Origin of the sequence: Litchfieldia salsa, assembly GCF_900104555.1 — a bacterium.
In the GTDB taxonomy this organism is placed as follows: Bacteria; Bacillota; Bacilli; order Bacillales; family Bacillaceae_L; genus Litchfieldia; species Litchfieldia salsa.
Genome location: NZ_FNJU01000001.1, coordinates 311,844 through 337,850, shown reverse-complemented (window position 1 = coordinate 337,850; position 26,007 = coordinate 311,844). Strand labels below are relative to the sequence as shown.

General features: G+C 36.8%; 26 protein-coding genes. 12 read left to right on the top strand and 14 right to left on the bottom strand.

Annotated elements, in window-relative coordinates; translation table 11 throughout:
- Positions 1–5: 5 nt before the first annotated feature.
- The gene (locus tag BLQ56_RS01525) at positions 6–218 is read right to left on the bottom strand and encodes a helix-turn-helix domain-containing protein (protein ID WP_090849368.1); all 213 of its coding nucleotides are present in this window, start codon (positions 216–218) and stop codon (positions 6–8) included.
- Between the two features lie 9 nt (positions 219–227).
- Positions 228–710: a DUF2975 domain-containing protein gene (locus BLQ56_RS01520; RefSeq protein WP_090849367.1), complete on the bottom strand. Its 483-nt coding sequence runs from the start codon at positions 708–710 to the stop codon at positions 228–230.
- Between the two features lie 219 nt (positions 711–929).
- Between BLQ56_RS01520 and BLQ56_RS01515 the strand changes: the two genes are divergently transcribed.
- Entirely contained in the window at positions 930–1,472 is a 543-nt protein-coding gene (locus tag BLQ56_RS01515) for a GNAT family N-acetyltransferase (protein ID WP_090849366.1), read from the top strand.
- A 20-nt stretch (positions 1,473–1,492) separates the two neighbouring features.
- Positions 1,493–1,717: a hypothetical protein gene (locus BLQ56_RS01510; RefSeq protein WP_090849365.1), complete on the top strand. Its 225-nt coding sequence runs from the start codon at positions 1,493–1,495 to the stop codon at positions 1,715–1,717.
- 84 nt (positions 1,718–1,801) lie between these two features.
- Here the strand turns inward: BLQ56_RS01510 and BLQ56_RS01505 are convergent, their stop codons facing one another.
- The gene (locus BLQ56_RS01505; RefSeq protein WP_090849364.1) at positions 1,802–2,095 is read right to left on the bottom strand and encodes a Dabb family protein; all 294 of its coding nucleotides are present in this window, start codon (positions 2,093–2,095) and stop codon (positions 1,802–1,804) included.
- 321 nt (positions 2,096–2,416) lie between these two features.
- Between BLQ56_RS01505 and BLQ56_RS01500 the strand changes: the two genes are divergently transcribed.
- The gene (locus tag BLQ56_RS01500; protein ID WP_090850035.1) at positions 2,417–3,244 is read left to right on the top strand and encodes an ABC transporter ATP-binding protein; all 828 of its coding nucleotides are present in this window, start codon (positions 2,417–2,419) and stop codon (positions 3,242–3,244) included.
- Between the two features lie 57 nt (positions 3,245–3,301).
- Here BLQ56_RS01500 and BLQ56_RS01495 read toward each other — a convergent pair whose 3' ends face one another.
- Positions 3,302–3,718 (bottom strand): GNAT family N-acetyltransferase, encoded by a 417-nt coding sequence (locus BLQ56_RS01495; protein ID WP_090849363.1) that lies wholly within the window; start codon positions 3,716–3,718, stop codon positions 3,302–3,304.
- Positions 3,719–3,872: 154 nt separating this feature from the next.
- Between BLQ56_RS01495 and BLQ56_RS01490 the strand changes: the two genes are divergently transcribed.
- Complete coding sequence (locus BLQ56_RS01490; RefSeq protein ID WP_090849362.1) at positions 3,873–4,328, top strand: hypothetical protein; 456 nt, start codon at positions 3,873–3,875, stop codon at positions 4,326–4,328.
- A gap of 52 nt (positions 4,329–4,380) precedes the next feature.
- On the opposite strand, the gene BLQ56_RS01485 is transcribed toward BLQ56_RS01490, so the two are convergent.
- The 4 genes from BLQ56_RS01485 to BLQ56_RS01470 all read right to left on the bottom strand — a co-directional run bounded on the left by BLQ56_RS01485 (position 4,381) and on the right by BLQ56_RS01470 (position 8,985).
- Positions 4,381–5,148 carry a TSUP family transporter gene (locus BLQ56_RS01485; protein WP_090849361.1) on the bottom strand — a complete coding sequence of 256 codons (768 nt, stop codon included), beginning with the start codon at positions 5,146–5,148 and terminating at the stop codon, positions 4,381–4,383.
- 105 nt (positions 5,149–5,253) lie between these two features.
- Positions 5,254–6,363 (bottom strand): Ger(x)C family spore germination protein, encoded by a 1,110-nt coding sequence (locus tag BLQ56_RS01480; RefSeq protein ID WP_090849360.1) that lies wholly within the window; start codon positions 6,361–6,363, stop codon positions 5,254–5,256.
- Positions 6,360–7,457: a GerAB/ArcD/ProY family transporter gene (locus BLQ56_RS01475; protein WP_090849359.1), complete on the bottom strand. Its 1,098-nt coding sequence runs from the start codon at positions 7,455–7,457 to the stop codon at positions 6,360–6,362. Before BLQ56_RS01475 ends, BLQ56_RS01480 begins: the two co-directional genes overlap by 4 nt.
- Positions 7,438–8,985 (bottom strand): spore germination protein, encoded by a 1,548-nt coding sequence (locus BLQ56_RS01470; RefSeq protein ID WP_090849358.1) that lies wholly within the window; start codon positions 8,983–8,985, stop codon positions 7,438–7,440. The genes BLQ56_RS01475 and BLQ56_RS01470 overlap by 20 nt, the downstream gene beginning before the upstream one ends.
- Before the next feature lie 245 nt (positions 8,986–9,230).
- On the opposite strand from BLQ56_RS01470, the gene BLQ56_RS01465 reads away from it, so the two are divergent.
- From BLQ56_RS01465 to BLQ56_RS01450, 4 genes are all read left to right on the top strand, one after another.
- The gene (locus BLQ56_RS01465; protein ID WP_090849357.1) at positions 9,231–9,779 is read left to right on the top strand and encodes a hypothetical protein; all 549 of its coding nucleotides are present in this window, start codon (positions 9,231–9,233) and stop codon (positions 9,777–9,779) included.
- 215 nt (positions 9,780–9,994) lie between these two features.
- Positions 9,995–10,486: a DUF2975 domain-containing protein gene (locus BLQ56_RS01460; RefSeq protein ID WP_090849356.1), complete on the top strand. Its 492-nt coding sequence runs from the start codon at positions 9,995–9,997 to the stop codon at positions 10,484–10,486.
- An 11-nt stretch (positions 10,487–10,497) separates the two neighbouring features.
- Positions 10,498–10,716 (top strand): helix-turn-helix domain-containing protein, encoded by a 219-nt coding sequence (locus BLQ56_RS01455; RefSeq protein ID WP_090849355.1) that lies wholly within the window; start codon positions 10,498–10,500, stop codon positions 10,714–10,716.
- A gap of 120 nt (positions 10,717–10,836) precedes the next feature.
- A complete protein-coding gene (locus BLQ56_RS01450; protein ID WP_090849354.1) occupies positions 10,837–11,343 on the top strand; it encodes a DUF2798 domain-containing protein in 507 nt (168 codons plus the stop codon).
- Positions 11,344–11,854: 511 nt separating this feature from the next.
- On the opposite strand, the gene BLQ56_RS01445 is transcribed toward BLQ56_RS01450, so the two are convergent.
- Positions 11,855–12,625, bottom strand: a complete 771-nt coding sequence (locus tag BLQ56_RS01445) for an alpha/beta fold hydrolase (RefSeq protein WP_090849353.1) — start codon at positions 12,623–12,625, stop codon at positions 11,855–11,857.
- Between the two features lie 461 nt (positions 12,626–13,086).
- On the opposite strand from BLQ56_RS01445, the gene BLQ56_RS01440 reads away from it, so the two are divergent.
- Positions 13,087–14,313: an RtcB family protein gene (locus tag BLQ56_RS01440; protein WP_090849352.1), complete on the top strand. Its 1,227-nt coding sequence runs from the start codon at positions 13,087–13,089 to the stop codon at positions 14,311–14,313.
- Between the two features lie 222 nt (positions 14,314–14,535).
- Here BLQ56_RS01440 and BLQ56_RS01435 read toward each other — a convergent pair whose 3' ends face one another.
- On the bottom strand, positions 14,536–14,976 hold the full coding sequence (locus tag BLQ56_RS01435; protein WP_090849351.1) for a cell wall hydrolase: 441 nt from the start codon (positions 14,974–14,976) through the stop codon (positions 14,536–14,538).
- A gap of 122 nt (positions 14,977–15,098) precedes the next feature.
- Positions 15,099–15,923, bottom strand: coding sequence for a MerR family transcriptional regulator (locus tag BLQ56_RS01430; RefSeq protein WP_090849350.1), 825 nt, complete (start codon positions 15,921–15,923; stop codon positions 15,099–15,101).
- 196 nt (positions 15,924–16,119) lie between these two features.
- Here BLQ56_RS01430 and BLQ56_RS01425 point away from each other — a divergent pair, with 196 nt between their 5' ends.
- From BLQ56_RS01425 to BLQ56_RS01415, 3 genes are all read left to right on the top strand, one after another.
- Positions 16,120–17,316, top strand: coding sequence for an MFS transporter (locus tag BLQ56_RS01425; protein ID WP_090849349.1), 1,197 nt, complete (start codon positions 16,120–16,122; stop codon positions 17,314–17,316).
- Positions 17,317–17,713: 397 nt separating this feature from the next.
- Positions 17,714–21,451: an alpha-L-arabinofuranosidase C-terminal domain-containing protein gene (locus BLQ56_RS01420; protein WP_090849348.1), complete on the top strand. Its 3,738-nt coding sequence runs from the start codon at positions 17,714–17,716 to the stop codon at positions 21,449–21,451.
- Between the two features lie 374 nt (positions 21,452–21,825).
- The gene (locus BLQ56_RS01415; protein WP_090849347.1) at positions 21,826–22,707 is read left to right on the top strand and encodes an oxidoreductase; all 882 of its coding nucleotides are present in this window, start codon (positions 21,826–21,828) and stop codon (positions 22,705–22,707) included.
- A 232-nt stretch (positions 22,708–22,939) separates the two neighbouring features.
- Here BLQ56_RS01415 and BLQ56_RS01410 read toward each other — a convergent pair whose 3' ends face one another.
- From BLQ56_RS01410 to BLQ56_RS01400, 3 genes are all read right to left on the bottom strand, one after another.
- Positions 22,940–23,200 carry a DUF2535 family protein gene (locus BLQ56_RS01410; RefSeq protein WP_238457131.1) on the bottom strand — a complete coding sequence of 87 codons (261 nt, stop codon included), beginning with the start codon at positions 23,198–23,200 and terminating at the stop codon, positions 22,940–22,942.
- 345 nt (positions 23,201–23,545) lie between these two features.
- A complete protein-coding gene (nspC, locus tag BLQ56_RS01405; RefSeq protein ID WP_090849345.1) occupies positions 23,546–24,673 on the bottom strand; it encodes a carboxynorspermidine decarboxylase in 1,128 nt (375 codons plus the stop codon).
- A 1-nt stretch (position 24,674) separates the two neighbouring features.
- A complete protein-coding gene (locus BLQ56_RS01400; protein WP_090849344.1) occupies positions 24,675–25,913 on the bottom strand; it encodes a saccharopine dehydrogenase family protein in 1,239 nt (412 codons plus the stop codon).
- Positions 25,914–26,007 lie beyond the last annotated feature (94 nt).

Genomic DNA, 26,007 nt, shown 5'->3' with positions numbered 1-26,007 from the left:
AATTTTTATTCGGAGTCACCTCTGTATTCAAGGATATCACCAGGCTGACAGTCTAATGCTTTACAAATTGCTTCTAAGGTTGATAACCGAACCGCTTTCGCTTTTCCATTTTTCAAAATGGATAAATTCGCCATTGTGATTCCAACTCTCTCTGATAGCTCGGTTACACTCATTTTTCTTTTAGCCAACATTACATCAATATTAATGATAATCGCCATTATCTCACCTCAGACTGTTAAATCATTTTCTGATTTTATACGAATTGCTTCTTGTAAAAGTCTTTGAAGAACTGCCGCAAAGACTGCAATCACCATTGAAGCTAGAATCAGAACCATTCCAATTAGGATAATTCCTGGTGCATCATCTTTATCAGCGATCAGAAAGAAGAGTGGCATACCTAATACAAAAATAGAGCTAATTGTGATTGCACAAAATTTGATCTTTTTTAAAGCTCTTACAGATAACTCTGAGAACGCATTGTTACGATCAATATAACCTAAAAGGTTAAATGCTTGGTACAGAGCAAAATAAAATGGAATTGCAGCTGCATACAAATCAATAAAGACTAAATATTTAATAGAAGCCATATCCGGGTACAATTCTGCAGCAAAACGTGCGATTTCAGGCACCAAAAAGATACACAAAGCAAGAACTGGAAGTCCAATCAAAATAACAGCTAACTTTAAAAAGAGGGTTGATCCTCGTTTCATAAAAAGCACCTCACTTATTTATTATTCAATTTATAGTAACAAATAATTTATCGAATTACAATAAAACATTATTGAATTTTATTATTTACTTATTGTTGTTTATTAAACTTAGATGAAAGAGGGAATCTATTCAATAGTAAGTAACCTATGATAAAATAAGACTATCAATTTTTTCCAGATGGTGCTATTGCATATACAAAGACAGAAAAGAGGGAAGAGATGTTTCCAACATTAGAAACTGAAAGATTGATTTTAAGAGAGATATCTAAGGATGATGTGAAAGGCGTTTATTCTTGTTTTTCTAATGAACTTGTAACTCGTTTTTATGGACAAGAAACACTAGAGAGTATGGAACAAGCAGAAGCATTTGTCGATTTTTTTGCAAAAAGTTATAAGGAGAAGCGAGGTATTCGATGGGGGATTGAAGTAAAAGGATTACCAGGAATAATAGGAACCATCGGATTTAATGCGTGGTCTCCTAAACATAAAAGGGCAGAACTAGGTTATGAGATTCACCCTGACCATTGGAGAAAGGGCTTTACCTCTGAAGCTGTTACGAAAGTCATTGAATACGGATTTACCGACTTTGGTCTTACTCGCATAGGTGCAGTTGTTTTCATTGATAATGAAGCATCTATAAAATTGCTAACCAAGGTTGGATTTCAAAAAGAGGGCATTTTGAGAGATTACATGTATCAAAATGGAGAGGCATATGATACATATGTATATTCACTTCTGAAGCGTAATATAGATGTACTTTAGATGGAAAAAGGGGGAGTTTCATGAAAAAAGGTAAATGGTTTCCACTACTAACATCAGTCGGTACAATGGCTCTATTATATTTGATTGGTAACACCTTTGATTTATCACTTCTAAGGTTTTCAATTGTTCTAAACGAGCAATTAAATGAAGGATTTTTTTTTAGTGCAGATATTTCATTTCTTCCTATTGTTACTGGATTAATAGTTGGGTATATTGTAGAGCGTTCTCTTAAGATGAAAATGTAAGGTTACTCTTAGATTTGTTAGTTAGGAAAAAGTGAAAAGACATTGCAAGCTGCAATGCCTAGTTAATCTAATCCTATTTGCCTCTTAAAGCTCAATATCTACTCCAATGCTATCAACACGTCCAACCTCACGAATGAATGCTGCAACAGCTTGATGATCTTCATTTACAGCATATGCATCCAATGCAGCTTGATTCTCAAAGCGAACCATCAGCATCACTTGGAATTCCTTGCTTTTTTCAGCTATATTAAGGCCTGCTTGAATTTCAACAATTCCAGTTAAAACATTTTGTAGTGCTTTGAAACGGTTAACAACCTCTACCAATTGGTCCTGTGTCGTTGTTTCAGCAAACTTTACAAGTACAGTACGTTGAATCATAGATATTCCCTCTATTCTAATTAGTTTATGACGTATTTATTTTACATGTCAGAGAATGATTAATCAATTAACTAGCCTATTTACCAAGGGTTGCTAAACAACAGAGACATTTTGAGAAATGAAATTTATATTTAATTGACAAATAATTCATACTATACTTTAATTAATAACGAGAATCATTTTCAATTGAGTGAGATTTTTAATAAAATGTCTATTTATCTCGCTATTACCCAACAAGAGAAATTAGAAAGATCCACTTCAATACTTCATATGGAATTATTTAAATATAAGATTAAAGTTTACGGGAAGGAAGGCTATGACGTGACACGTTTGTTAACGAACGATTTATATGTAGGTTATGATGAACATACGATACTGAAAAATATGAATCTCTTTTTTGAGAACAATGAAATTACGACGATTATTGGTTCGAATGGTTGTGGGAAGTCGACCTTGCTAAAGGCTATTACCAGAATCATCCCACACTCAAAAGGAACGGTCTTATTAGACGGCCAATCAATTGCAAAGGAAAACACGAAAAGATTGGCACAGAAAATGGCGATTCTCCCTCAAACCCATGATCATATAAGCGGGTTAACCGTAGGTGAGTTAGTATCATATGGTAGATTTCCATATCAAAATGGTTTTGGTAAATTGTCCTCTCGCGATTATGAGGTCATTAATTGGGCAATGGAGGTTACAAATACAATTGATTATAAGCATCGGTCAGTTGATTCACTTTCAGGAGGTCAAAGGCAACGTGTATGGATTGCGATGGCCCTTGCTCAAGAAACGGAAATTATCTTTTTAGACGAACCAACCACATATCTTGACATGGCACATCAATTAGAAATACTTGAATTATTGAAAACCTTAAATGAAACTCAAAATAGAACAATCATCATGGTTTTACATGACTTAAACCATGCAGCCCGTTTTTCGCATAATCTTATCGCATTAAAAGATGGTAGCCTTATTAAATCAGGCAAATGTGAAGACGTGATACAAAAGGACATATTGAAAGAGGTATTCAATATTGATGCTGAAGTCGGACGTGATCCAAGAACAGGAAGACCGATGTGTATTACATATGATTTAATTAGAGAAAAAGAAGTAGAATTAGAGAAGGAATATATACACATAAGTTAAAACATGGGGACGGTTCTCACGGTTCATTTTGAACGTGAGAACCGTCCCTATGTGTCCCTATGTGTCTAAATTCTTCTCCATAATGATGTATGCTTTCCCTGCCTTTACAAAACGATCTTTTGTTTCTTGGAGCCCTGCTTTTTTATAAAAATTGATCTTATTTTCTCTAGCATTACACCAAATTCGCTTAACTTCGTATGATTTTGCTTCCTTTAATAAATAGCTTAATAATACACTACCATAACCCTTACCTTGTTCATGTTCAACAGTCGCAAATTTACGGAATTGCGCTTCTTCATTAGAAATGAACAGAGAAATCACAGAAACGAGATCCTTATCACTAAATAATCCAAAATGGATACCTGAAGGATCGTCTTCTAATTTAATGAAGTCAAATGGCTGATCAGGCCACATTACATGATGCCGAATTGTCCAGGCATCTTGCATATCTATTCTTCTAATCGTGGTCTCCATTTATCATCACCTCATATAGTAGTCTACGTTTCACGCACAGTTAATGTTTCACTTTTTGTTTTTATAAAGTAATAGCGTATTCAAATATGTACCCAAATAATTGTTGTAACCATTTACTTCTTTTGTCGTCTAAATAAGAGAAGGAGGGGGTATGATGAAACATTTCAGTATATTGGTATGTTCGTTCATTATCTATATCTCGGGTTGTTCTTTGCAAGGAAACGCTACTGACGAAGAGTTGAAAATTCCAAATGGATATATCATCATTGATCATCACAAAGCAAAATTGCAGACAGGAGGATTTCATCTAGAAAGAAAGGTAGGGCTAGAAACAGAAGTGGTCACAACAGATAGCGCGAGTCCTAACCAAATAGCAGAAACATTAGAACCTATAAAAGTAGCACCAAATAGTACTCTTGCATTTAAAACTGATATAAAAGAGTCAAACATAACTGCCATTCAGTGGAATGATAAAGAACCAGAAAAGGAAGTTAAACTAGAAGATAACGAATTCATAGCACCTGTTGAACAGGGAGAATATATATATGAAATAATATCCCGTTGGAACAACAACGAAGTATCTTATACAATTGTTGTAAAAGTAGAATAACACGGGGACGGTTCTCACGTTTCATTTAGAACGTGAGAACCGTCCCCATGTATCAAAAGAATAGGTCATATAGATTCTTAGCAAGTAGTAAAAAGGTTACTGTAATGAACAATGTTCGAACATATCCACTGCCCTTTTTAATCGCGAACATCGAGCCACAAATTGAACCAGCAATCCCAGCTATTGCCATAGGTAAGCCGTATGTATAATTCACTTCTCCTAAATACATGAACATTAATAAGCCGGCTATATTACTGCCGAAGTTCAGAAATTTTGCATTCCCAGCTGCTTTTATAAAATCAAATCCAATCATTAAGAAAGCAAACATTAAAAATGAACCTGTTCCAGGACCAAGAAAGCCATCATAAAAACCAATGGCAGTGATGATCACCATAAAAACAATGAAGTTGCGCGAGGATAATTTTTTGTAGGTTGAGATGCTTCCCCAATCCTTCTTGAAAATGGTGTAAATCGCAACAGTAGCGAGCATAATCAACATCAATGGTTTAAGTACTTCAGGATTCATCAAGGAAACAGTCCACGCACCTACCATTGACCCAATAAATACAAGTGGGAAGAACTTATAGACTGATTTCAATTCTAACTTTCCAGAACGATAAAACATCAATGTACTAGTTAAAGAGCCCATTGTCCCAACTAATTTATTTGTTGCAACTGCTGATGCTGGGCTAAGACCTGTAAACAATAGTGCAGGTAAAGCGATTAGTCCACCGCCCCCAACAACTGAATCAATAAACGAAGCTAAAAATCCAAAGACAATTAAAATAATTAAAAGAGATAAGTCTAATTCAAGTGACATCTTATCTTCCTCTCTTCAGAGTGCCAGCAAATATCTTAGATTATAAATCCATTGTACTGTAACTGGAGAGATAAAAGAATATTGATCTTTTAAAACAGCCTTGCTTTACATAACAATACCATGCGAGACTATCGTTACATCCACCTTCGTATTAAATGTAATATCTTTAAAATACTCCTTTTGATCAAGCTTTTCCCAAGTGTCAGGATAAAAGGCCATCAATCTTCTGCCAATTCCAAACACATCACAATTCTTTTCTTGTAATGTGGCAATAAGATCATTCGCATCCTTTGTAAGCTCTTCGGTTAAGACCTTATTAAGTCTATCTATCTCCTCTGGTACATTTCCTTTAGGATATTCATCAACATTGATCATCATCTTTAGGTTAAGTGAAACCATAACCTGTCCTTCGTTCACTTCTACCTTAAAGTCACGTTTATTCTTTTCCACATTGAAAGAAAGATAGTTATTATAATCGTATTTCTCTTTTTCGTTTACTTTCTTAGTAAAACGCGCGAACTTTCCTTTTTTATTATTCATTAAAAGGAGAAGTGTTGAATCTTGAGGTGATAAATTTCCAACATATTTTCGATCATCCATTAGAGCAAGTCCAACTACAATTGCACTCTTCTTACTATTTGCCTTCAAGTAGGGGAGAACAACATCTTCACCTGGATCAAGTATTTCTGATGCAAGTGTTTGAATGGTTTCAGGTGGAATAATGGTATTTGTTTCTGCACTTGTAAGGGCATCGTGAAAATATTCACTTACGTTAGGTTTATGTTTTGGTTCGATTTCTAGAATCTCAAGGGCCTTGCCGTCTACAATGGCAAGAGTAGCACCTAATGAATTTCTTGAATCACGCCAAATGACATCTAATGTAGGATAAATATCGTTTGTGGCCATCCTGTCACCAAAGAGAATTAATTTATTTTTAGAGGTATCTAATACTCCGGATATTTCACGAGCTATCTTTTTTCTGGAGTCCCTTGGTGTGAAACCGGTAGCGGAGAATGTTTCACTTGTAACAGAAAGTTCGGAACCTCCAGAACCCCCTTCAATGATAGGAATTGAAATCCCTAATAAAAATTCGTCCTTTTCTGAGAGATCATAAGTTAATACTTGTACGAGTATCGCATTCTTCATTAAATGTTGGTCCCAACATCCTGTTAGTAGGACACAAAGGAGAATGATAAATAGTTGTTTAACTCTCATGTTTCTTCCACCTCATCTTTCTTGGAAAAGACGATTGAACTGATTAATAGTAATAAAGGAATCAAGATAATAAAAATATAATGGCTCGGTCCAAGAAATTGATTAAAGCTTTCGAAATCTTTATCACGGTCTGGAATAAGTGCTAAAACTAGATAAAATCCGGCTACTAGTGGGAGAAAGGGTGCGTAACTTTTTTTTACTAAGCTTGATAGTCCCATGGAAGATAATAATAACCAGTTCGCGATTGAAGTAGCAACGACCATTAACCATAAGGATAAGAAAAAAAGGTCTGTTCGTTCTAAGATTTGAAACGAATAGGCTTTAATCATATATAATAATGGCTCTGGTGTGAGTGCAATATCTGCATTTGTTTCAAAATAGACTAATGCTGCAAACACCATAAATGTATAAAATAGAGTCACAAATGTATTTGCGATCGTCATGGCTTTAAGTTTGTCCTTCATTGACGATTGTACATGTGGGTGAATAAATAGAAATAACTCAAACCCTAACATGGAGAAAGCTGCTTCTTTTGAACCTTGAAATAAAGTCGGGATGCCCTGATCGCCTATAGGTAAAATATAGAGGAAATTCGCATCTTTCATACTATACATAATCAAAATAAACAATAGAAGTAAGACCGGTGAAACAAGGGTATAAAATCTTGCAATACTTGTTAAACCAGCACTCACAATATAAATACAAGTGAGTAGAATTAATACCATGGTTACCCAATTGGGAGTTTGAGGCAGTATCCATTTATCGATAATATCATTATATCGAGCCAACACTAGAGAACCCGTAATCATAAAGTAAAGAGAGTAGAAGAGAATGATGATGTTTCCTATAATCTTTCCTAGTAATTTAGGAAGGATTTTATATAAAGAAAGAGAGGGGAATCTTCTACATAGTAACCAAAGGATGATAATAATGGCTTGTGAAATCAATCCAGCGATAAGAGTGGAAATCCATCCATCCTGTTTAGCAACTACGGCGACATCATGGGGCAAGGAAAGAATTCCTACCCCAATTTGAGCTTGGATAATCATAAAAATCAGTTGATTATTCGTGATTTTATTTATGTCGCCTTTCATTCGTTTTCCACTCCCTTGCTGAAGATTGTTTTCCTAGTGACTGCGCTTTTGTTTCTAATGGACGGGTATTGAACTTCCAAACAGGCAGACGGATAAAGGTGTCTTTAATATCTTGTAGCTGAAATGGTGCCCAGGGAGCAAAGTAAGGGGTTCCAAACGATTCTAGTCTACATAAATGAGCTAAGATAAAGATGGTCCCAATAACAATTCCTACAAATCCAAATGTTGATGATAAGAGCATAAGAGGAAAGCGTAAAAATCGAACAGCATCACTCATTGGAGTTGTTGGAATGCTATAGGCTGCAACGGCAGTGATGGCAACGACAACAATCATCGTGTTGGAAATTAAACCCGCACGTACAACCGCGTCCCCAATAACAAGTCCTCCTACAATACCAATGGTTTGACCGATTCTCGAAGGAAGCCTTACCCCAGCTTCACGAATTAGCTCAATCGTCAATTCCATAATAAGAGCTTCGATTAAAGGGGGGAAAGGTATATTTCGAATCGAACTGATAACAGGGAGAACTAATTCATCTGGCAGAACTTCAAAATGAAAACCGATAATCGCAATATAAACTGCAGGAAGATTTACAGCGATTGCAATACTTAATAATCTCAAGGTACGAACAAAAGAACCGATCATCCACCGAGAATTATAATCATCTGGGGATTGGAAAAAGGCAAAAAAGGTAACTGGAATAATGAGACAAGAGGGACTACCCTCAATAAGAACGGAAACTCTCCCTTCATTTATATGACCTACTACACGATCCACTCTTTCTGTATACAAGATCTGTGGAAAGGGTGACCATGTTGAATCTTCAATTAGTTCTTGGAGAAATCCAAAGCTAGGTATATGGTCGATTGAGGTGTTTTCCACTCTTTTTTTAAACTCTTCAATGATTTCTTTATTGGCAAGATCCTCCCGATAAACAAGTGTTAACTTTGAAGGAATTTGGTCCCCTACGGTTACATGTTCTAATTTTAAGGCTGGTGTTTTAAGTGCTTTCCGTACTAAGTGAAGATTTGTAATATGAGTTTCGACAAAGCCTTCATGAGATCCCGAAATAACTTGTTCATTGGACGGTTCCTCGACTGAACGATCTTTTGATAACGCCACATTTAGGCTATAGAATTGTTGTTCACCCTCCAAAAAGAAGAGACAAGATCCATTCAGAAGCTCTATATGTGCTTTATTTAAGAAATTCAAACTTTTAAAAGTAGAAAAAAGAACATTAGTTAAGTGATCATTGCTTGCCTCCATCAGAGGTTTTAGAATATTCTTCTGTATCTTCTCACTGTCTGTCATCGTATCTAAATAAACGAGAAACCCGTTTGTATCTCTATTTTGAATCTTTTTTACGATTAGATCGTCTGTATTTGAAAATGCTTGTTTAATAAAGGTCATGCTTTCATCTAGATTTTCAAACATGGTTACCTTCTGTTCAGAATTCGAATCAGAAGGACTCTCTTGAGACTTCTTTTGTTTCTTCTTTTTAAAAAACGGTGGGGAAGTAAGTTTCATCTCTATTCTCCATAATCGTATTGTTACTTTAATTTCACCAATAAGTGGAATGAATATGTGAATGTTTAGAAAAACTTGGTTCTTTTCATTGAATCTAATCAATAAGAAACCAATAAATCGAAGGCTAGCATTTTAAGGGTAGTAGCACCAATAGATTACATATATGTAAGACAAAGTAATATTATAAAAACAATAAATGGTATAATAAACACAGAATGTTTTAGATTTATAGGAGAGTGACATTATTGTTTAAATTTATTTTTTATTTAGTTGTATTTGTTATAATCGGCTATTCCTACGGAAAAATTACAGAAGGTACTATGTTTGATAACTTTTTTGCTATGATCATATCTATGTTTATTTTTATTTTCTTAGTTGAATGGATTGCTAGTCGATTTAAGAAAAATAAAAACACTGAAGAAAAGGAATCTAAAGAGCAGGATCATGAAACATGGGATGAAATGATAGCAAGTGCAACGAAGGATTTCGAGAAAACGTGGAATTTAACTTATGAAAATAATGAGATTCAAATCGTAAATCGTTATAATCATGAACAATTGTTCATAAATGGTGAACTAGTGTCAGAGAAAAAAAGAAATGGTGTGTCAACTTGGCTTGCTCCATCTCAAACGTTGAAAGGTACGATTGTCGTACAAAATCAACCTCAAGTAATAAAGGTTAAACTGGGTGGACTCATCAGCTTAAATTGTAGAGTGTATGTGGGGAGAGAATTAATTTTCAAGAAAAAACTCAAGTATAATTTACTTTCTGGTGGAGTTAAGGAGAGCGACTGATCTTAGGTTAGTAGTTTTCAAGTCATATTTAAAAGTCGATTCCTACGTTTAGGGAATCGGCTTTTTTATGATAAAATTCATCTTAGCTTGCTTCTGGTCATTTGCATGAATAATTCAATTTCAATAACAATAACATAAAAAACAATAATGTTTTATTGTAAAACAATAAAAAGTGTGGTAAATTCATAATGACAAAAAATAAATGAGGTGTTCATATGAAACGAAGTTCAACCCTATTTTTGAGGATAGCTGTTATTTGTATTGGTATTCCTGTGCTTGCTCTGTGTTTATTTTTATTACCTCAAATCACGGAGGAAGCAAATGAAGCAGCAGCAAGAGGTTCAGATTTAGCTTTTGCTATTTATGCGATTTTAATGGTGATGTATGTTTCAGCGGTACCATTTTACTTCGCTTTGTATCAATCTTTTAACCTGTTAAGCTATATCGATAAAAATCAGGCTTTCTCAGATTTATCTGTAACAGCTTTAAAGAAAATCAAGAATTGTGCACTTATAATCAGTGGTTTATATGTAGTAGCAATCCCATTCGTCTATGTTTTAGCAGAGGTTGATGACGCACCAGGTCTGATCCTCGTTGGAATGGCGATGATCTTTGCTCCCATGGTAATTGCGGTATTCGCTGCTGTTCTTCAAAGACTCCTACAAGAAGCCATCGATATAAAATCAGAGAATGACTTAATAGTCTGAGGTGAAAAACTATGGCAATTATTATTAATATTGATGTAATGTTAGCGAAAAGGAAAATGAGCGTAACAGAGCTTTCCGAGAGAGTAGGTATCACGATGGCGAACCTTTCAATCTTGAAAAATGGGAAGGCAAAAGCGGTTCGACTCTCTACCTTAGAAGCGATTTGTAAGGCGTTAGACTGTCAACCCGGAGACCTTTTAGAATACCAACGTGAAGAAGAGAGCGAATAATCATTGATGGTGCCAGGCACCATTTTGATAGGTTTTTACAAAAAGTTCACAAAATGTTCACTTACATGCCTTTTTATATGATAGCTATAATAGCTAAGTATCAAAGAAGGGATGATGAAAATGCCAACAACGAAGAAAGAAAGTTTTTATTTTGGAACGATTATGTGTTTTGGAATGGTAGTAGTGATGACGTTTTATAATTTATACTTAAATGGAATGTTTGGTGAGATGACATTCATTGCAGTAGTGACCGATTTAATTTTTGCATTTATCATTGCACTACTACTTGATCTGTTTCTTGTGGGTCCGAATGCAAAAAAAATAGCTTTGAAATTAACGGCAAAATCTACTAATAAACTATATACGATTTTAGCAATTTCAACCTTCATGGTGGTCGGAATGGCTTCGTTCATGTCTATATTTGGGTTAGCTACACAAATCATTCACACTGGTTATACTTCTAACTTTATCATTGGTGATTACCTGTCTGTGCTTGGTAAAAATCTATTGATGGCATTACCACTACAAATTCTAATTATGGGACCTCTTGTACGTTTCATCTTTGTGAAGTACATCAAATCAACTCAAACTGAAACGCGTCTTCAAGTTGTTGAAAAAAGTAAGTAGCTGCAGAAAGCGGTTGTTCAATTGAGCAATCGTCTTTTTATTATAAGTAGAAGAGGTCCAGCATCAGACAAGTATCAGACAAACAGGTGGTATCGTGAAGTGATTTTGTCCAATAGGAAGCCTGTATTAGACAAACCGCCGGTGCCGTGAAGCGATTTTGTCCAATAGAAAGTTTGTATCAGACAACCGGTGGTGCCGTGAAGTGATTTTGTCCAATAGGAAGCCTGTATTAGACAAACCGCCAGTGCCGTGAAGCGATTTTGTCCAATAGGGAGCCTGTATTAGACAAACCGCCAGTGCCGTGAAGCGATTTTGTCCAATAGGAAGCCTGTATTAGACAAACCGCCAGTGCCGTGAAGCGATTTTGTCCAATAGGAAGCCTATATCAGACAAACCGCCGGTACCGTGAAGTGATTTTGTCCAATAGAAAGCCTGTATTAGACAAACCGTGGTGCCGTAATGATTTCGTCCATTAGGAAGTAAGTGCCCCTTCATTCAAAAGAGCGGCTACTTATTGTGTTAAGTTCATTTGAGAAAACCAATCTTCCATTGCCTTAACAGTTCTTTCTATTTGTATGCTTTCTGAGATAGTTGGTTTATTGTCATTAGCCTGCATGCCATACGACCCGAACTGTCCATGATTTCCACCATCTATCGTCATATAAGTGGTATTCGTAGGTAAATTACTTTTTAAGCTTTCCCATTTTTCCTTATTCAGAACAGCATCGTTTGATCCCGTAATTTGGAGTACTGATAACTCTGTATCTTTAATTGATCCACCTTCATCTGCATATGAGGCGAGGAAGAAGACTCCCTTAAAGTTCTCCTTATGTTCTAAAGCATATCTTGCTGCAAATACTCCCCCTAACGAATGTCCGCCAATTACAAATGATTCCTCAGGATATTCTCTAAGAAAAGAGTCCGCCTTATTTTGACCAAATATGGCAAGGTTTAATGGCATGTCAGCAATATAAACCCGATGCCCAGCCTTTGCTAGTTCTCTTGCTAATGGGGAATAACTGACTGGCTCGACTAACCCTCCAGGATAAAAAATGATATTGGGCTCTTTACTTTCTCCAATAACTGGTTCGAATTTATACCCATCATTCACCTCGGTAACAAGGACCTGTTTATCACTTTGAAAGGCGGTATGAGCTTGTGGAGATGGTTGGTAAGTAACAGCATTTACGTATATAAAAACCGCTACTATGACAAGAATGACAAATAATAGACCCAATATGAAAAACTTATGCCATCTTTTTTTATAGTTGATTTTAACCATAATTCTAGTAAACCTCACTTAAACATATTGTTAGTACTTAATAGACATTGATAGAAGACCTAAATCCTCCATTAATGTTGTATTTAAAGACAAAGTAGGAACACTTACAGCTCTTACTAGTTCCATTCATTATATGTACTTGTAAGTCTATTGACAAGGGAAAAGGGGACGGTTCTCACGTTTCATTTTAAACGTAAGAACCGCCCCCCTTGTTTCAATTATATTTGAAATAATTGTATAGAATTAACAGAATATGTAATGTAATATATCCATAAGGAATAAATGGAGTAACACAGGATTATAGTTATTTTTTGAGACGAGGTACAGGACCGTCGATAATAAATCTAGTGTGTCATTATACTAGTGGAATAGTAAATAAGAAAAATACAAAATGAACGAAAGGGGAAATAAGAGTGTTTGAAACACGAGAACCGTCCCCCCTTTTCAAGGAGGTAAGTAAAGTGATTAAAGTAAAGGGATCGCAAACAGAAGCTAAGGTATTTTCGAATTATTCACAGGAGACGGCGGTTGAGCAAATACAAGAGTTATGTAATCAACCTTTTTTAAAGGATTCAAAGATTCGTATTATGCCAGACTATCATGCTGGAAAAGGCTGTGTGATTGGAACGACTATTGAGCTAAAGGATAAGGTTGTACCTAACTTGGTTGGGGTCGATGTCGGCTGCGGTGTCTTGACCGTTAAGCTGCAAGATAAAAAAGTTGATTTTAACAAGCTTGATCATGTTATTCGAACATATGTCCCAAGTGGACATGAGCTTCATACAGAGGAAACTGTATCTTTTATAAATACCGATTTCCCAGCCAGAGAAGAGTTTAAAGCTAAGCACATATTGAACCAAGATAAAAGTCTGTACAGTTTGGGAACGTTAGGTGGGGGAAATCACTTTATTGAAGTGTCTGTTGATTCTGAAGAACATCATTACTTAACTATCCATACGGGAAGCCGTTATGTTGGGGCAAAGATCGCAAACTACTATCAAAAAGTAGCTATCTCAAAGCTTCGTACACATGGGTTAACTGATTTGATCCAACGATTAAAAGCCGAAGGACGAGAAAGAGAAATCCAACCAGCGATTCAAAGGTATAAGGATAAGAATCCAGTCATTCCAGATGATTTAGCATATTTGGAAGGAGAGGACTTCCATCATTATATGCATGACATGAGGTTAGCACAAGCATTTGCAAAAGCGAACCGTGAAGAAATCGCAAGATCTATTACTGAGAATATGAGATTTGAGGAACTGGACCGTTTCGATACAGTTCACAATTATATTGATACAGAGAACTTGATTTTACGAAAAGGGGCAGTTTCTGCACAAAAAGGAGAAAGGCTTATCATTCCGATGAACATGAGAGATGGTTCAATTTTGGCAGTTGGTAAAGGGAATGAGGATTGGAATTATTCAGCACCACACGGAGCAGGACGTGTATTGAGTCGGTCAAAGGCAATGAAAACGTTAGATATGAATGAGTTTGTTAAAACGATGGAGGGGATTTGGACGACATCAGTGTCTGAAGAAACCCTTGATGAAGCCCCAATGGCCTACAAGCCAATGAATGAAATCTTAGAAAAAATCGAAGAAACCGCCGACATTTCATGCGTAATCAAACCAGTATACAACTTCAAAGCAAGTGAAAAGTATATACCAGGAAGATACAAAAAATAAAACAAAGGGACGGTTCTCACGTATCATAATGATACGTGAGAACCGTCCCTTTGTTCATGGATAAGAAAGTATAAAATTTCGAACTTAGTTTTAGTGTCTAGCTCCAGCGCCTAGCCCCTCGGGGTCATAAGTCAAATCACTCCAGAAATCAGGATTTCCTGCGTGATTCGCCTTATGCCTGTCGGGGCTGAACAAGGCGCTTGCGCTTTTCTTACTATTCGTTTAGTATCGATAAGCACCTTCACATGTATTAGGTATTGGTTCATAATAGCAATGTTGTTTATATTGTCCTGTAAATGGTTGATTGTACCATGTTGGTGGGCATTCTCCACTTGGATTGAAGTACCAGAGAGAATATTTAGAAGGATGTTCCCTCCAGTAGTCTAAGGTCTGTTTAGCTAACCTTTTTTCTACTTCTCTTGCTCTGTTGTAAAAGACATTTCCTTTTTGTACAGCTTCAAAAGAGTAATTTCCCCCTTGTATTTGATAAATAACATGGGAGATTGTTTTTAAATCTCTGAAGTCTAAACAATCTGCTTTAAGTCGGTTTACAATTACATTTCCAACCATTAACATCCCTTGTTTTCCTTCACCTTCGGCTTCCGCCCTCATCATTCTGGCTACTAAATCGATATCCTTGTCTGTGTATTTTACTCTAACCAATTTTATCACCTCTAAAAGCATTGTATGAAGAAAGCCTACAAAGTTGAAAGGTTTATAAAATTTTTCTTGTTGGTTATTTTGGATAAGCTATTTTGGTGATCAATGATTTTTTTAAAACACCTCTATTGTAAAACCTGAACAGAAACCTCAATCAAATAATCCTCATATCCCTTGATGGAAAGCTCATCCAACAGTACTTCCTCATAGAAATATCCTTGGGGTTGAAGGTTGCGATTAGTAGCACACTTTATCAATGCTTCATATGTATCGAATATATTTGAATATCCATGATTGTGATAAGCAACTAAATAGGAACCTTTCTTTTTAATAAAATTATAATGATTCGATGTATTTGTCACTCTTGTGTATAGATAATCATACCGGGGGTTTTCTCTTGTCGATAGATGATTAATATCAATCATCCATCCTGCTGAATGAAGTGTTTCGATATGATGGATTGTTAGAAATTCATAGTGCTTGATCATTGAATCATATATGCTCTTTTCTCCTGTGAAAGGTAATGCTTCTGTTAAGATGAATCGTTCTTCTTCTCTTTCTTCCAGAATGATGTCAGAGGTGTTGGTATTGATGGCAGCTTTAGTCTGTCTTGCTTTCTCTTCCATCACATATTTCATCCGTTGTAGTTTGTTCATTTTTTCATCAAGATTTTTCGTTTCTTTTTCAAGGAGATTAATTAATTCATGGGGAGATCTCTTGATCAAGTAATTCTTTATTTCTATTAAAGGCATTCCTAATTCTTTAAGAGTCGATATCACAATGAAAACATCTAACTGATTGATCGAATAATACCTGTAGCCATTTGTTGCCTTCATTTCTGGAGAAAAAATTCCAATTTTATCATAGTGAAATAAAGTATCCTTGCTTACCCCCATTAGCTTGGCGAACTGTCCTGTTGTTAAATGAGTTTTTTGTAAGTTCATATCCATTTTCACATTCACCTCTTGACTATAGTGTAACACCATCGTTTATTGTAAAAAAGGAAGGAATCGTCATACCGAGATTCTGTTAAAGAAAAATTACAATTCTTTTATAAGAGTACCCAATGATATTTACATTAGAGCGAGATAATTAAAGGTGTTTTTATCGTACGGTTATTCGTTTAGTTAAGGAGAATGAGAAAAGATGAAATCATATAAAGTTACCTTGGGTTTATTATTAATGAACTTATTCATTGCATTTTTAGGAATAGGACTAGTCATTCCAGTTTTGCCTACTTTAATGAATGAATTAGGAATCACAGGAACAACAATCGGTTATTTAACAGCAGCTTTTGCTTTTGCACAGTTGATTTTTTCTCCAATTGCAGGGAAAGCAGTAGATAAGTTTGGTCGAAAGATTATGATTGTTATAGGGTTATTTATTTTCGGCTTGTCAGAATTTTTATTTGGTATGGGGAAAGAGATTGAAACATTATTTATATCGCGTATTCTAGGTGGTATAAGTGCGGCTTTCATTATGCCAGCTGTTACAGCGTATATTGCAGATATAACAAATACGGAAACTCGTCCAAAAGCACTTGGTTATATGTCAGCGGCAATTAGTACAGGATTTATCATTGGACCAGGAATTGGTGGTTTTCTAGCAGACTTTGGAACCCGTGTACCATTTTATTTCGCAGGAGTACTTGGTACGGTTTCAGCGATTCTTTCGATTATTTTATTGTCTGAGCCTAAACGAGTAGCAGAAACAACTGAACTGGGAGCAGAAATGAAGAAAGGATTCAAACGAATGTTTGTCCCAAGGTATTTCTTTGCGTTTGTTTTAATTTTCATAGCATCATTCGGCTTGGCAGCATTTGAATCGTTTTTTAGCTTGTTTGTTGATCACAAGTTTCAATTTAAACCAACTGATATCGCGATTGTGATTACAGGTGGCGCAATCTTCGGTGCAATTGCACAAGTCATTTTATTTGAGCGACTTACTCGAATGTGGGGAGAAATTAAGCTGATTCGCTATAGTTTACTATTATCAGGTGTACTAGTATTTCTAATGACAGTCGTTCATTCCTATTTTTCTATTTTGCTTGTCACGTTTATTGTTTTTGTAGGGTTCGATTTATTTCGCCCAGCAGTTACATCTTATCTCTCCAATATCGCTGGCAATGAACAAGGCTTTGTTGGAGGAATGAACTCGATGTTTACAAGTTTAGCAAACATTATAGGACCGATTCTCGGTGGGATGTTATTTGATATCGATATTAACTATCCTTACTATTTTGCGTCTGTAATCATCGCTTTAGGAATCACTTTAACATTTTATTGGAAGAGTGCGACAAAAGAGGTAGCTAGTGAAGTGAAGGTTAAGCTAGCAGATGTGTAACAACGATTGATCATTAATGAAAATATAAATGTAAGAAATTAGACCCTGAGCAATCATCAGGGTCTTTTTGTATGCTATTTCATTAAAATTAGTTGTTTTCGACATAACATTAAAAGGACGTTTCTAGCAGGCTGAATACACGTAGACTCCTGCGGGACCAATGGCCAAAGTGAGACCCCACAGGAGCATAAGCGACGAGGAGGCTCACTGGTCACCCGCCGGACGCGGAGTGTATTCGCCTGTGGCTATAAGCGCAGCCTTTAGAAAAAACAAAAATTGAGTAAATCTGTTGAAAAGTAGGATAATAAAAGTTATGATTATGTTAGTTATTAATAAATATATTAATCTTTCATACTTTTATTATCAAAAAAGCTAATTCTTTTCAAGGAGAGAAAAAATGAAACATAACAGTGAAAACATCATTGCACATTATTATTTTAATGACCCTGAACATATAGGGAAGGATAGCTCTGGAAATGGAAGCGATGCGACGGCAGAAGGCGTTAACAAACCTATTATTGAAACCGTTGGTGGTCGATCTGCTGTAACACTTAAAGGTGGAAAAACCGGCACTTCTTTTCTGAAACTTCCACAAGAATTGCTTAAGGATATCGGTGACCATACAGGTATTACGATTAGTACATGGGTTTACTTAAGAAAAGGCACAAACGTATGGGAACGAATTTTTGATTTCGGCAAAGGGCCAACAGGACCATACCTTTTCTTGACTAGAAGTTTAAGAGGGGTTTGTTTTTTAGGTGGAGATCTTGTTGCAGATGCAAGTAGAACCTATGCTGACGGAGAATGGCTTCATGTTGCAATGTCGGTAATAGGCACAGAAGGTGGTACATTAAGTAGTGCTGGACCTATTATCTATGTAAATGGTGAAGTAGTTGCTGATGGTTCGATTAGTCAAACCTCTAGTGGAACCTATGCAAAACTTCGCGAGTGGTTTGATAGCTTTACAAACTCTGATAACTATATTCACAATTATATTGGTAAATCACAGCACGAAGCAGATGATGATTTTTCTGGTTCACTTACTGATTTCCGCATTTTTAAAGCGGGATTATCACAAGACGATGTGATTGAGGTAATGTGTGAATCGTTGACAGATGAAGAAATCGTTCAGCTTGCTAGGGATAAATATTTAACATTCCCAACAACGATTGTGTCAAAGGATCTTTCACTGCCTTCTTCACTAATGGGCGGGAAGGTGAAGGTGTCTTGGAAATCAAGCAATCCTGAAGCACTATCAAATGAAGGCTTACTAGGTGAAATGAATGAACCAAAGGGATTAACCTACACGGCTTCCTTAAGCAAAGGCGAATGCACACTGCAAAAGGAATTTGAGATTTCCGTTCTCCCTAAAGGGGTACCAACGCACGAGTTAACCATTGATGGAAATAATGAAGTATTAGATATAAGTAAAACTCTATATGGCTTATTTTATGAAGATATAAATAATGCGGCAGATGGAGGTATTTACGCGGAGCTTGTTCAAAACCGTTCATTTGAATCGTTCGCATTTGACACGTATTCACATGCATCAGGTGAGTGTGGTTGCTCGACAGGGAGAGATCACAAACCTCTACATGCTTGGTTTGGCGATCTAGACAAAGTAACCGTTCAAAATAGTGGTGGATTGAACACCCACTTTGGTATTACTGATCAGGATGTTAATTCTCATTATGTAACGGCAACATCAGGAGCAACAATCATTAATAAAGGCTTCACAGACTCTAATCATCATTGTGCAATGAGTATTATTAAAGGCGATCAATATGATTTAACAATCTGGGCCAAAGCAGAAAACCCAGGAACCATCACAGTACAGCTTCAAAACCAAGATGGAGAATCAGTTAGTGATACAGTAACAGTACAAGTTGAAGGTGGAAACACTTGGAAGAAATATGGTGTTGATTCAAAGATTACGTTAACTGGAGCTAAAACTTTACTTGGTCAGCTAGCATTAACCTTTAATGGTGACATTTCAATCGATATGGTTTCACTAATGCCGCGTGATGTATGGGGTGCTGATGAGGAAGAAAGATCTCAAACGGCTCATACTAATTTCCGAGGAAATCCTAACTACCGTTTACGAAAGGACTTAGTCAATGCGTTGGTTGACTTACATCCGACCTTCCTTCGTTTCCCTGGAGGATGTATATCTGAAGGATCATTTATTTGGGAAAATGTGTATGAATGGAAGGATTCAGTTGGTGATATTGAAATACGTAAAGAAAACTTTAATGTATGGGGTTATATGATGACAATGGGATTAGGTTATATGGAATACTTCCAATTAGCTGAGGACCTAAATGCAATCCCTCTACCAGTCATGGCTTGTGGTGTACTTTGTCAGGCGCGATCTGACTATGTCCATCCTGCAGGCGGAGAGCTAAGAGAGTTTTATGTTAAGAGCTTCACTGATTTAATCGATTTTGCCATCAATACAGACTTTGAACAAAACGAATGGGCTGCACTAAGAAAGCAGATGGGACATGAGGCACCATTCGACCTTCGCTATTTAGGTGTTGGTAATGAAAATTGGGGCACTGAATTCTTTGCAAACTTTGAATACTTTAAAGCAGCGATTGATGAATATATGGTAAAGCATTATCCAGATCATGAATTGCATATCATTTCGACTGTTGGTGCACAAGCTGATGATGATGCATATCAACAAGGTTGGAAGTTCTTAAGTGGTAATCTAGAAGGATCAGAAACCGTAACTTTTACGGACGGAAAAAATGTAATGGAAGAAACGGTAACTTGGTATGAAAAACAACCAAATTACATGGATACAATAGCTGATGAGCATTATTACCGCTCAAACGAGTATTTGTTAAACAATGTTGACAGGTACAATTATTATGACCGCGCATACCAGCCTGATGGCAGTAAAAATGAAACTGAAATCTCGAAGGTTTTCGTTGGTGAATTTGCTTCAACTGATAAGAACACACTAGCGGGAGCGATTGCGGAAGCAGCTTTGATGACTGGTTTTGAACGCAATTCGGATGTGGTAAGATTAGCTGCATATGCGCCACTTTTTAATAAAGTTTTAACAGACGGCACGTATCGTTGGACACCAGATTTAATTTGGTTTGACGATGAAACAGTTTGGTACACTCCTAACTACTATGTTCAGCATCTATTTGCTAAATACTTAGGATCCAAGCTATTGGGGACTTCGTTTTCAACTTACCGTAAGGGACAGCTGACAGAGCTTACTCCTCGTGGAGGAATCGAAATTGCAACAGGCAATGCAGAAATCCATGTGAAGCGTGTAAAAGTAACGGATAATCAAAGTGAGCGTGTATTACTTGACCAAGATTTCACGAAGGAATTAGATTCGTCTTGGGAGGTAATCCCAGGTTCAACAGGATACAAAATTGATCCGGAAAAAGGGTTGATTTTACAAGCACAAAACGGTGGATTAAACGGTCTATATATCCCGAGCGATGCTTGGACGAACTATAAGGTCGAAGTGGAAGCAACAAAAATAGCAGGTGAAGACGGCTTCTATGTAGGTGTTGGGTTAACTGATATATCACCAGAGAAGAAGGATGTTCATGAATATAGCATCGGATATAACGGAAACGCAACCGGTGTGAAGGTGTATAAGCAGGGAATTCAAGGCTATACGTTAGGAGACTATTCATCGAGTACAGCAGCCGGAAACCTTCGTGCAAGCTGCTATGAAGAATTAGAAAACGATACCCCTTATAACATTTCAGTCAATTATGGTGGTGGGACAGGTGATCGTCTGATCTGCTCTTACACAGACGGAAAGACAACAAGTAAGGTATTAGATTACAAATTAGAAGCTTACAACAATGAAATCTTTAACTCAGTAACTAAAGATGATCAACATGTGTATGTGAAGCTTGTTAATGCAGACTCTGTTGAAAAAACAACAAAGATTACATTGAAGGACCTAAATGTTGCTTCAACAGGAAAAATGGTGACAGTAACTGGCGATGAATCGCTTCTTAATGTCCCGAATGTGAATAAAAAGAACGATGAAAGAGTCACACCAATTGAAGCAGAACTTGAGTTACAGGACAATCATGCAGTCGTGACATTAGCTCCAAATTCAGTTACTATTCTTGTGTTGGATGTAAAATAAGTACACTTTAAAGAGATGATTCCTGATAAAAGGGGAATCATCTTTTTTGTTTTTATGATTGGCTGTTTTTCGTATAGATTGTTCCTTTTAAAGACGCAGGCTGAATACACTCCGCGTCCGGCGGGTGACCAGTGAGCCTCCTCGTCGCAATGCTCCTGTGGGGTCTCACTTTGGCCACTGATCCCGCAGGAGTCTACGTGTATTCAGCCTGCTGTATCTAGCGTTTCAATGTTTTATGTCTAAAACAACAAACTTTGAGTAAACAATTTTGATTATACAGAAGCTTTGTGAATATGTATGCTATTCCTTAACGTTGAGCTATAATGATTGTACAATAGACATTAAAAAGTAGACAAAAAAGGAATGGATAAAACATGTCTGATAAAGTAATCATTATAACAGGTGCTAACAGTGGTTTAGGTCTCGAAACAGCCAAACATTTTGTAGATTCAGGAAATATTGTCGTGATGGCAGTGAGGAATAAAAACAAAGGTGAAGAGGCGAAAGCGGCGTTATTGAAATCATTCCCGGAAGCAAAGATAGACGCCCTGCATCTTGATTTAGCAAGTTTAACAAGCGTCCATCAATTTGTTGAAACATTCTCAAAAAACTATACGAGACTTGATTTACTAATTAATAATGCAGGAGTTATGACACCGCCTTATTCGAAAACAGAAGAAGGATATGAACTTCAATTTGGGAGCAATCATTTAGGTCACTTTGCGTTAACTGGCTTATTGCTTCCTTTCTTAGAAAAAGGAGAACAGCCTCGTGTTGTAACGCTTAGCTCAATTGCCCATCGAAATGGTGTGATCGATTTTGATAATTTAGATGGTACAAAAGGATATAAAGCGATGAAGTTTTATAGTCAAAGCAAGCTAGCCAATCTTATGTTTGCAAAAGAGTTGGATGAACGTTTAAAACGTAATGGTTATAAGACCATTAGCTTAGCTGCACACCCAGGAATTTCAGCGACCAATCTTTTTAGAATTGGGAAAGAAAGCACTCCATGGTATATTAAACCACTAATTAAGCTAATCGCCCAGCCTGCCGAAAAAGGGGTTTTACCCACCATTATGGCAGCGACTGATAAAACGTTAGTTGGGGGAGAGTATATAGGTCCAGATGGTGCAGGGAACCGTAAAGGAAACCCAACAATCGAAACTCCGCGTAAAAACGTCTATAACAAAGAGACCATGAAGAAGCTGTGGGATCTATCGGAAGAATTAACTTCGGTTCGATATAATCTACTATAAATAAGAAAACAACCAGCAGATGAACCTGCTGGTTATTTCAGGCTGTTGACAAACGCTCGCATTCTTCGTTGTGAACCCTCGCTCGGTGCTCATTACCCTCATGGTAACTCCGCTCCTCCCAAGGGTTCGCGCCTCGACTTCAAGCGTTTTCAATCAGCCTGGGTTTTACAAATTATACTTTGTCTTCACTCTGAAACAACCAGCAGTTAAACCTGCTGGTTGTTTTTGATCGTTAAGCATTATTTCGATAAGATTCAATATCAAATAATTCCTTGTACTCTGACCATTTGATTTTTTGCTTCAAATACTCCCGAAAAGAAACATGGGTCTTGCCTTGTAATTGATTATACAGTGATGAAATTAAGCTTTGTAAACGAATATCTACCATAAAGTAATAACGGTGATGATTTGCCAAAACAGGAATTTCACTCACTTTTACTCTCTGTCCATCAACATTTTTGAATTCAATACTTTTATACAGCACAGGTATCATCTTCTCTATTTGATTTTTCTCTATTATACCTCATTTTAATTTGTAATAGTCAAAATATTTATTAAAATATAATAAAAAATATCGAAATAGTCGGATTAAATTAATAGTTTAGTGATGGAATGATAAAACTAAGTTCCTTGGAATGAGCGAAGAGCCACGAGACTCCTGCGGGATTTGCAGGACAGATGAGACCCCACAGGAGCTAGCGACGAGGAGGCTCATCGCCTGCCCCGCGGAAAGGGAGTGGCTCGTAGCGAATGGAAAGTGCACCATCTATATTTTCCCACTAAAAAACCAGACTCAATATCGAGTCTGGTTTCTACTATCTTCTATATTACTGTCACTCTATGCTAATCGACCTTTAAAATCTTCATACCCAAAAGTACGAACGACCTTACAATCACCATCTCGATCCTGTACAGCAATTGCTGGTAATGGCATCCCATTGAATGTGTTGGTTTTAACCATCGTATAAATGGCCATGTCACCAAAGACTAAACGATCGCCAGTCTTTAATGGTTGATCAAACGAATAATCTCCAATTACATCACCAGTAAGACAAGTCTGTCCACCAAGTCGATAAGTGAATTCTTTCTCGCCTGATTCTCCAGAACCAAATAGAGGAGGGCGATACGGCATTTCCAACACATCAGGCATGTGGCATGTTGCAGATGTGTCCATAATCGCAATATCAATTCCATTCTTGTGGAGATCTAGAACTGAAGTAACCAAGTAGCCTGCATTAAGAGCAATTGCTTCCCCTGGTTCAAGATAAACTTCTAAACCATACTTGTCTTGCATTCTCTTAATACAAGATTCGAGGGTAGCGAGATCGTAATCTTCTCTTGTGATATGATGTCCACCACCAAAATTGATCCATTCCATTTGTGATAGCCATTCCCCAAATTTCTCTTCCACCGCATCTAATGTTGTTTTTAAATCATCTGAGTTTTGTTGGCATAAGGTATGGAAATGTAATCCTGTGACACCATCAAGCAAATCAGGGCGGAAATCTTCTCGTTTTACCCCAAATCTAGAACCTGGTGAACAAGGATCATAGATTTCATGTCCATCTTGTGTAGAACATTCAGGGTTGATACGCAAGCCTATTTTTCTGCCACCTTGAAGTGCTTTGCTTTTAAACTTTTCTAACTGTGAGAACGAATTAAAAATGATGTGATCGCAAATAGATACGATTTCATCAATTTCATCTTCCCGGTAAGCTGGGGCAAAGACATGTGTTTCTTTGCCCATTTCTTCATTACCAAGGCGAGCCTCGTACAAACCACTCGCGGTTGTGCCACTTAAATACTTTCCGATTAGGGGATACATACTCGTCATTGAAAAAGCTTTTTGAGCCAAAACAATTTTAGCACCTGTTCGTTGCATAACACCGTTTAGGATCTCTAGATTTCTTACGATCAGCTTTTCATCTACGACATAACATGGTGTTGGTAATTCTTCGAACCTCATCTTATCGAACAAACTCCGGTACTTTTGTTTCTGACGTTTCTTCGTCAACAAGCACAGGATTAAAATCTTCAACCCATGGAAGTCCCCATTTGTTCAATTCTTCCATGAATGGATCTGGATTAAATTCTTCTATATTATATACACCTGGTTTATTCCACTTACCAGTCAAGATCATTGCAGCTCCGATCATTGCAGGTACACCTGTTGTATAGGAAATTGCTTGTGAACCAACTTCTCTATAGCATTCTTGGTGGTCACATACATTGTATACATAGTATGTTTTTTCTTTGCCATCTTTTTTCCCTTTGAAGATACACCCGATATTCGTTTTACCAACAGTACGTGGTCCTAATGTTGCTGGATCAGGTAATACTGCTTTTAAGAATTGAAGTGGAATAATTTGTTTCCCTTCAAATTCAATTGGTTCAATAGAAGTCATTCCAACATTTTCTAATGCCTTTAGATGTGTAATATAACTTTGACCAAATGTCATGAAGAAACGAATTCGCTTAAGTCCTGGGATGTTTTGAGCAAGAGATTCCAGTTCTTCATGGTAAAGTAAGTACATATCCTTCTCGCCAACTTCTGGGAAGTTATATACGCGTTTGATTTCCATTGGTTCTGTTTCAACCCATTCACCGTTTTCCCAGTATCTTCCGTTAGCAGATACTTCACGGATATTGATTTCAGGGTTAAAATTCGTTGCGAACGGATAGCCATGATCTCCACCATTGCAATCAAGGATATCGATATATTCGATTTCATCAAAATAATGCTTTAGAGCATAAGCCGAGAATACACCCGTAACACCTGGATCAAATCCACTGCCTAATAGAGCGGTAATTCCAGCTTTTTCAAAGCGCTCACGGTAGTCCCATTGCCATTTATATTCAAACTTTGCAGTATCTTCTGGTTCATAGTTCGCTGTATCCATATAATGTGTTTTCGTCGCAAGGCATGCATCCATGATAGTTAGGTCTTGGTATGGTAACGCAAGATTCATGACGATATCTGGTTTCACTTCTTCGATCAAAGCAATTAGTTCATCCACATTATCTGCATCCACTTGTGCAGTTGTAATTTTAGTTTTCCCACCGTCAAGTTTCGCTTTTAAATCATCGCATTTAGATTTTGTACGGCTTGCAATACAAATTTCTTCAAATACATCGCTATTTTGAACACATTTTTGAATGGCTACAGATGCCACTCCACCACAACCAATAACAAGAGCTTTTCCCATTTTGTTATCCCCTCATTCAATGAATTTTTTTAAATCATACATAACACTTCAACTATGGTGGAAGGTCTGACAGGAGACTGTCATCACTCCTGAA

Coding starts and splice junctions, on each gene's coding strand:
- BLQ56_RS01515 (WP_090849366.1), top strand. CDS start 930: ATGTTTCCAACATTAGAAACTGAAAGATTGATTTTAAGAGAGATATCT.
- BLQ56_RS01400 (WP_090849344.1), bottom strand. CDS start 25,913: ATGGGAAAAGCTCTTGTTATTGGTTGTGGTGGAGTGGCATCTGTAGCC.
- BLQ56_RS01485 (WP_090849361.1), bottom strand. CDS start 5,148: ATGTCACTTGAATTAGACTTATCTCTTTTAATTATTTTAATTGTCTTT.
- BLQ56_RS01510 (WP_090849365.1), top strand. CDS start 1,493: ATGAAAAAAGGTAAATGGTTTCCACTACTAACATCAGTCGGTACAATG.
- BLQ56_RS01450 (WP_090849354.1), top strand. CDS start 10,837: ATGCCAACAACGAAGAAAGAAAGTTTTTATTTTGGAACGATTATGTGT.
- BLQ56_RS01415 (WP_090849347.1), top strand. CDS start 21,826: ATGTCTGATAAAGTAATCATTATAACAGGTGCTAACAGTGGTTTAGGT.
- BLQ56_RS01410 (WP_238457131.1), bottom strand. CDS start 23,200: ATGATACCTGTGCTGTATAAAAGTATTGAATTCAAAAATGTTGATGGA.
- BLQ56_RS01445 (WP_090849353.1), bottom strand. CDS start 12,625: ATGGTTAAAATCAACTATAAAAAAAGATGGCATAAGTTTTTCATATTG.
- BLQ56_RS01505 (WP_090849364.1), bottom strand. CDS start 2,095: ATGATTCAACGTACTGTACTTGTAAAGTTTGCTGAAACAACGACACAG.
- BLQ56_RS01490 (WP_090849362.1), top strand. CDS start 3,873: ATGAAACATTTCAGTATATTGGTATGTTCGTTCATTATCTATATCTCG.
- BLQ56_RS01460 (WP_090849356.1), top strand. CDS start 9,995: ATGAAACGAAGTTCAACCCTATTTTTGAGGATAGCTGTTATTTGTATT.
- BLQ56_RS01475 (WP_090849359.1), bottom strand. CDS start 7,457: ATGAAAGGCGACATAAATAAAATCACGAATAATCAACTGATTTTTATG.
- BLQ56_RS01520 (WP_090849367.1), bottom strand. CDS start 710: ATGAAACGAGGATCAACCCTCTTTTTAAAGTTAGCTGTTATTTTGATT.
- BLQ56_RS01430 (WP_090849350.1), bottom strand. CDS start 15,923: ATGGATATGAACTTACAAAAAACTCATTTAACAACAGGACAGTTCGCC.
- BLQ56_RS01480 (WP_090849360.1), bottom strand. CDS start 6,363: ATGAGAGTTAAACAACTATTTATCATTCTCCTTTGTGTCCTACTAACA.
- BLQ56_RS01495 (WP_090849363.1), bottom strand. CDS start 3,718: ATGGAGACCACGATTAGAAGAATAGATATGCAAGATGCCTGGACAATT.
- BLQ56_RS01525 (WP_090849368.1), bottom strand. CDS start 218: ATGGCGATTATCATTAATATTGATGTAATGTTGGCTAAAAGAAAAATG.
- BLQ56_RS01425 (WP_090849349.1), top strand. CDS start 16,120: ATGAAATCATATAAAGTTACCTTGGGTTTATTATTAATGAACTTATTC.
- BLQ56_RS01455 (WP_090849355.1), top strand. CDS start 10,498: ATGGCAATTATTATTAATATTGATGTAATGTTAGCGAAAAGGAAAATG.
- nspC (WP_090849345.1), bottom strand. CDS start 24,673: ATGAGGTTCGAAGAATTACCAACACCATGTTATGTCGTAGATGAAAAG.
- BLQ56_RS01420 (WP_090849348.1), top strand. CDS start 17,714: ATGAAACATAACAGTGAAAACATCATTGCACATTATTATTTTAATGAC.
- BLQ56_RS01470 (WP_090849358.1), bottom strand. CDS start 8,985: ATGAAACTTACTTCCCCACCGTTTTTTAAAAAGAAGAAACAAAAGAAG.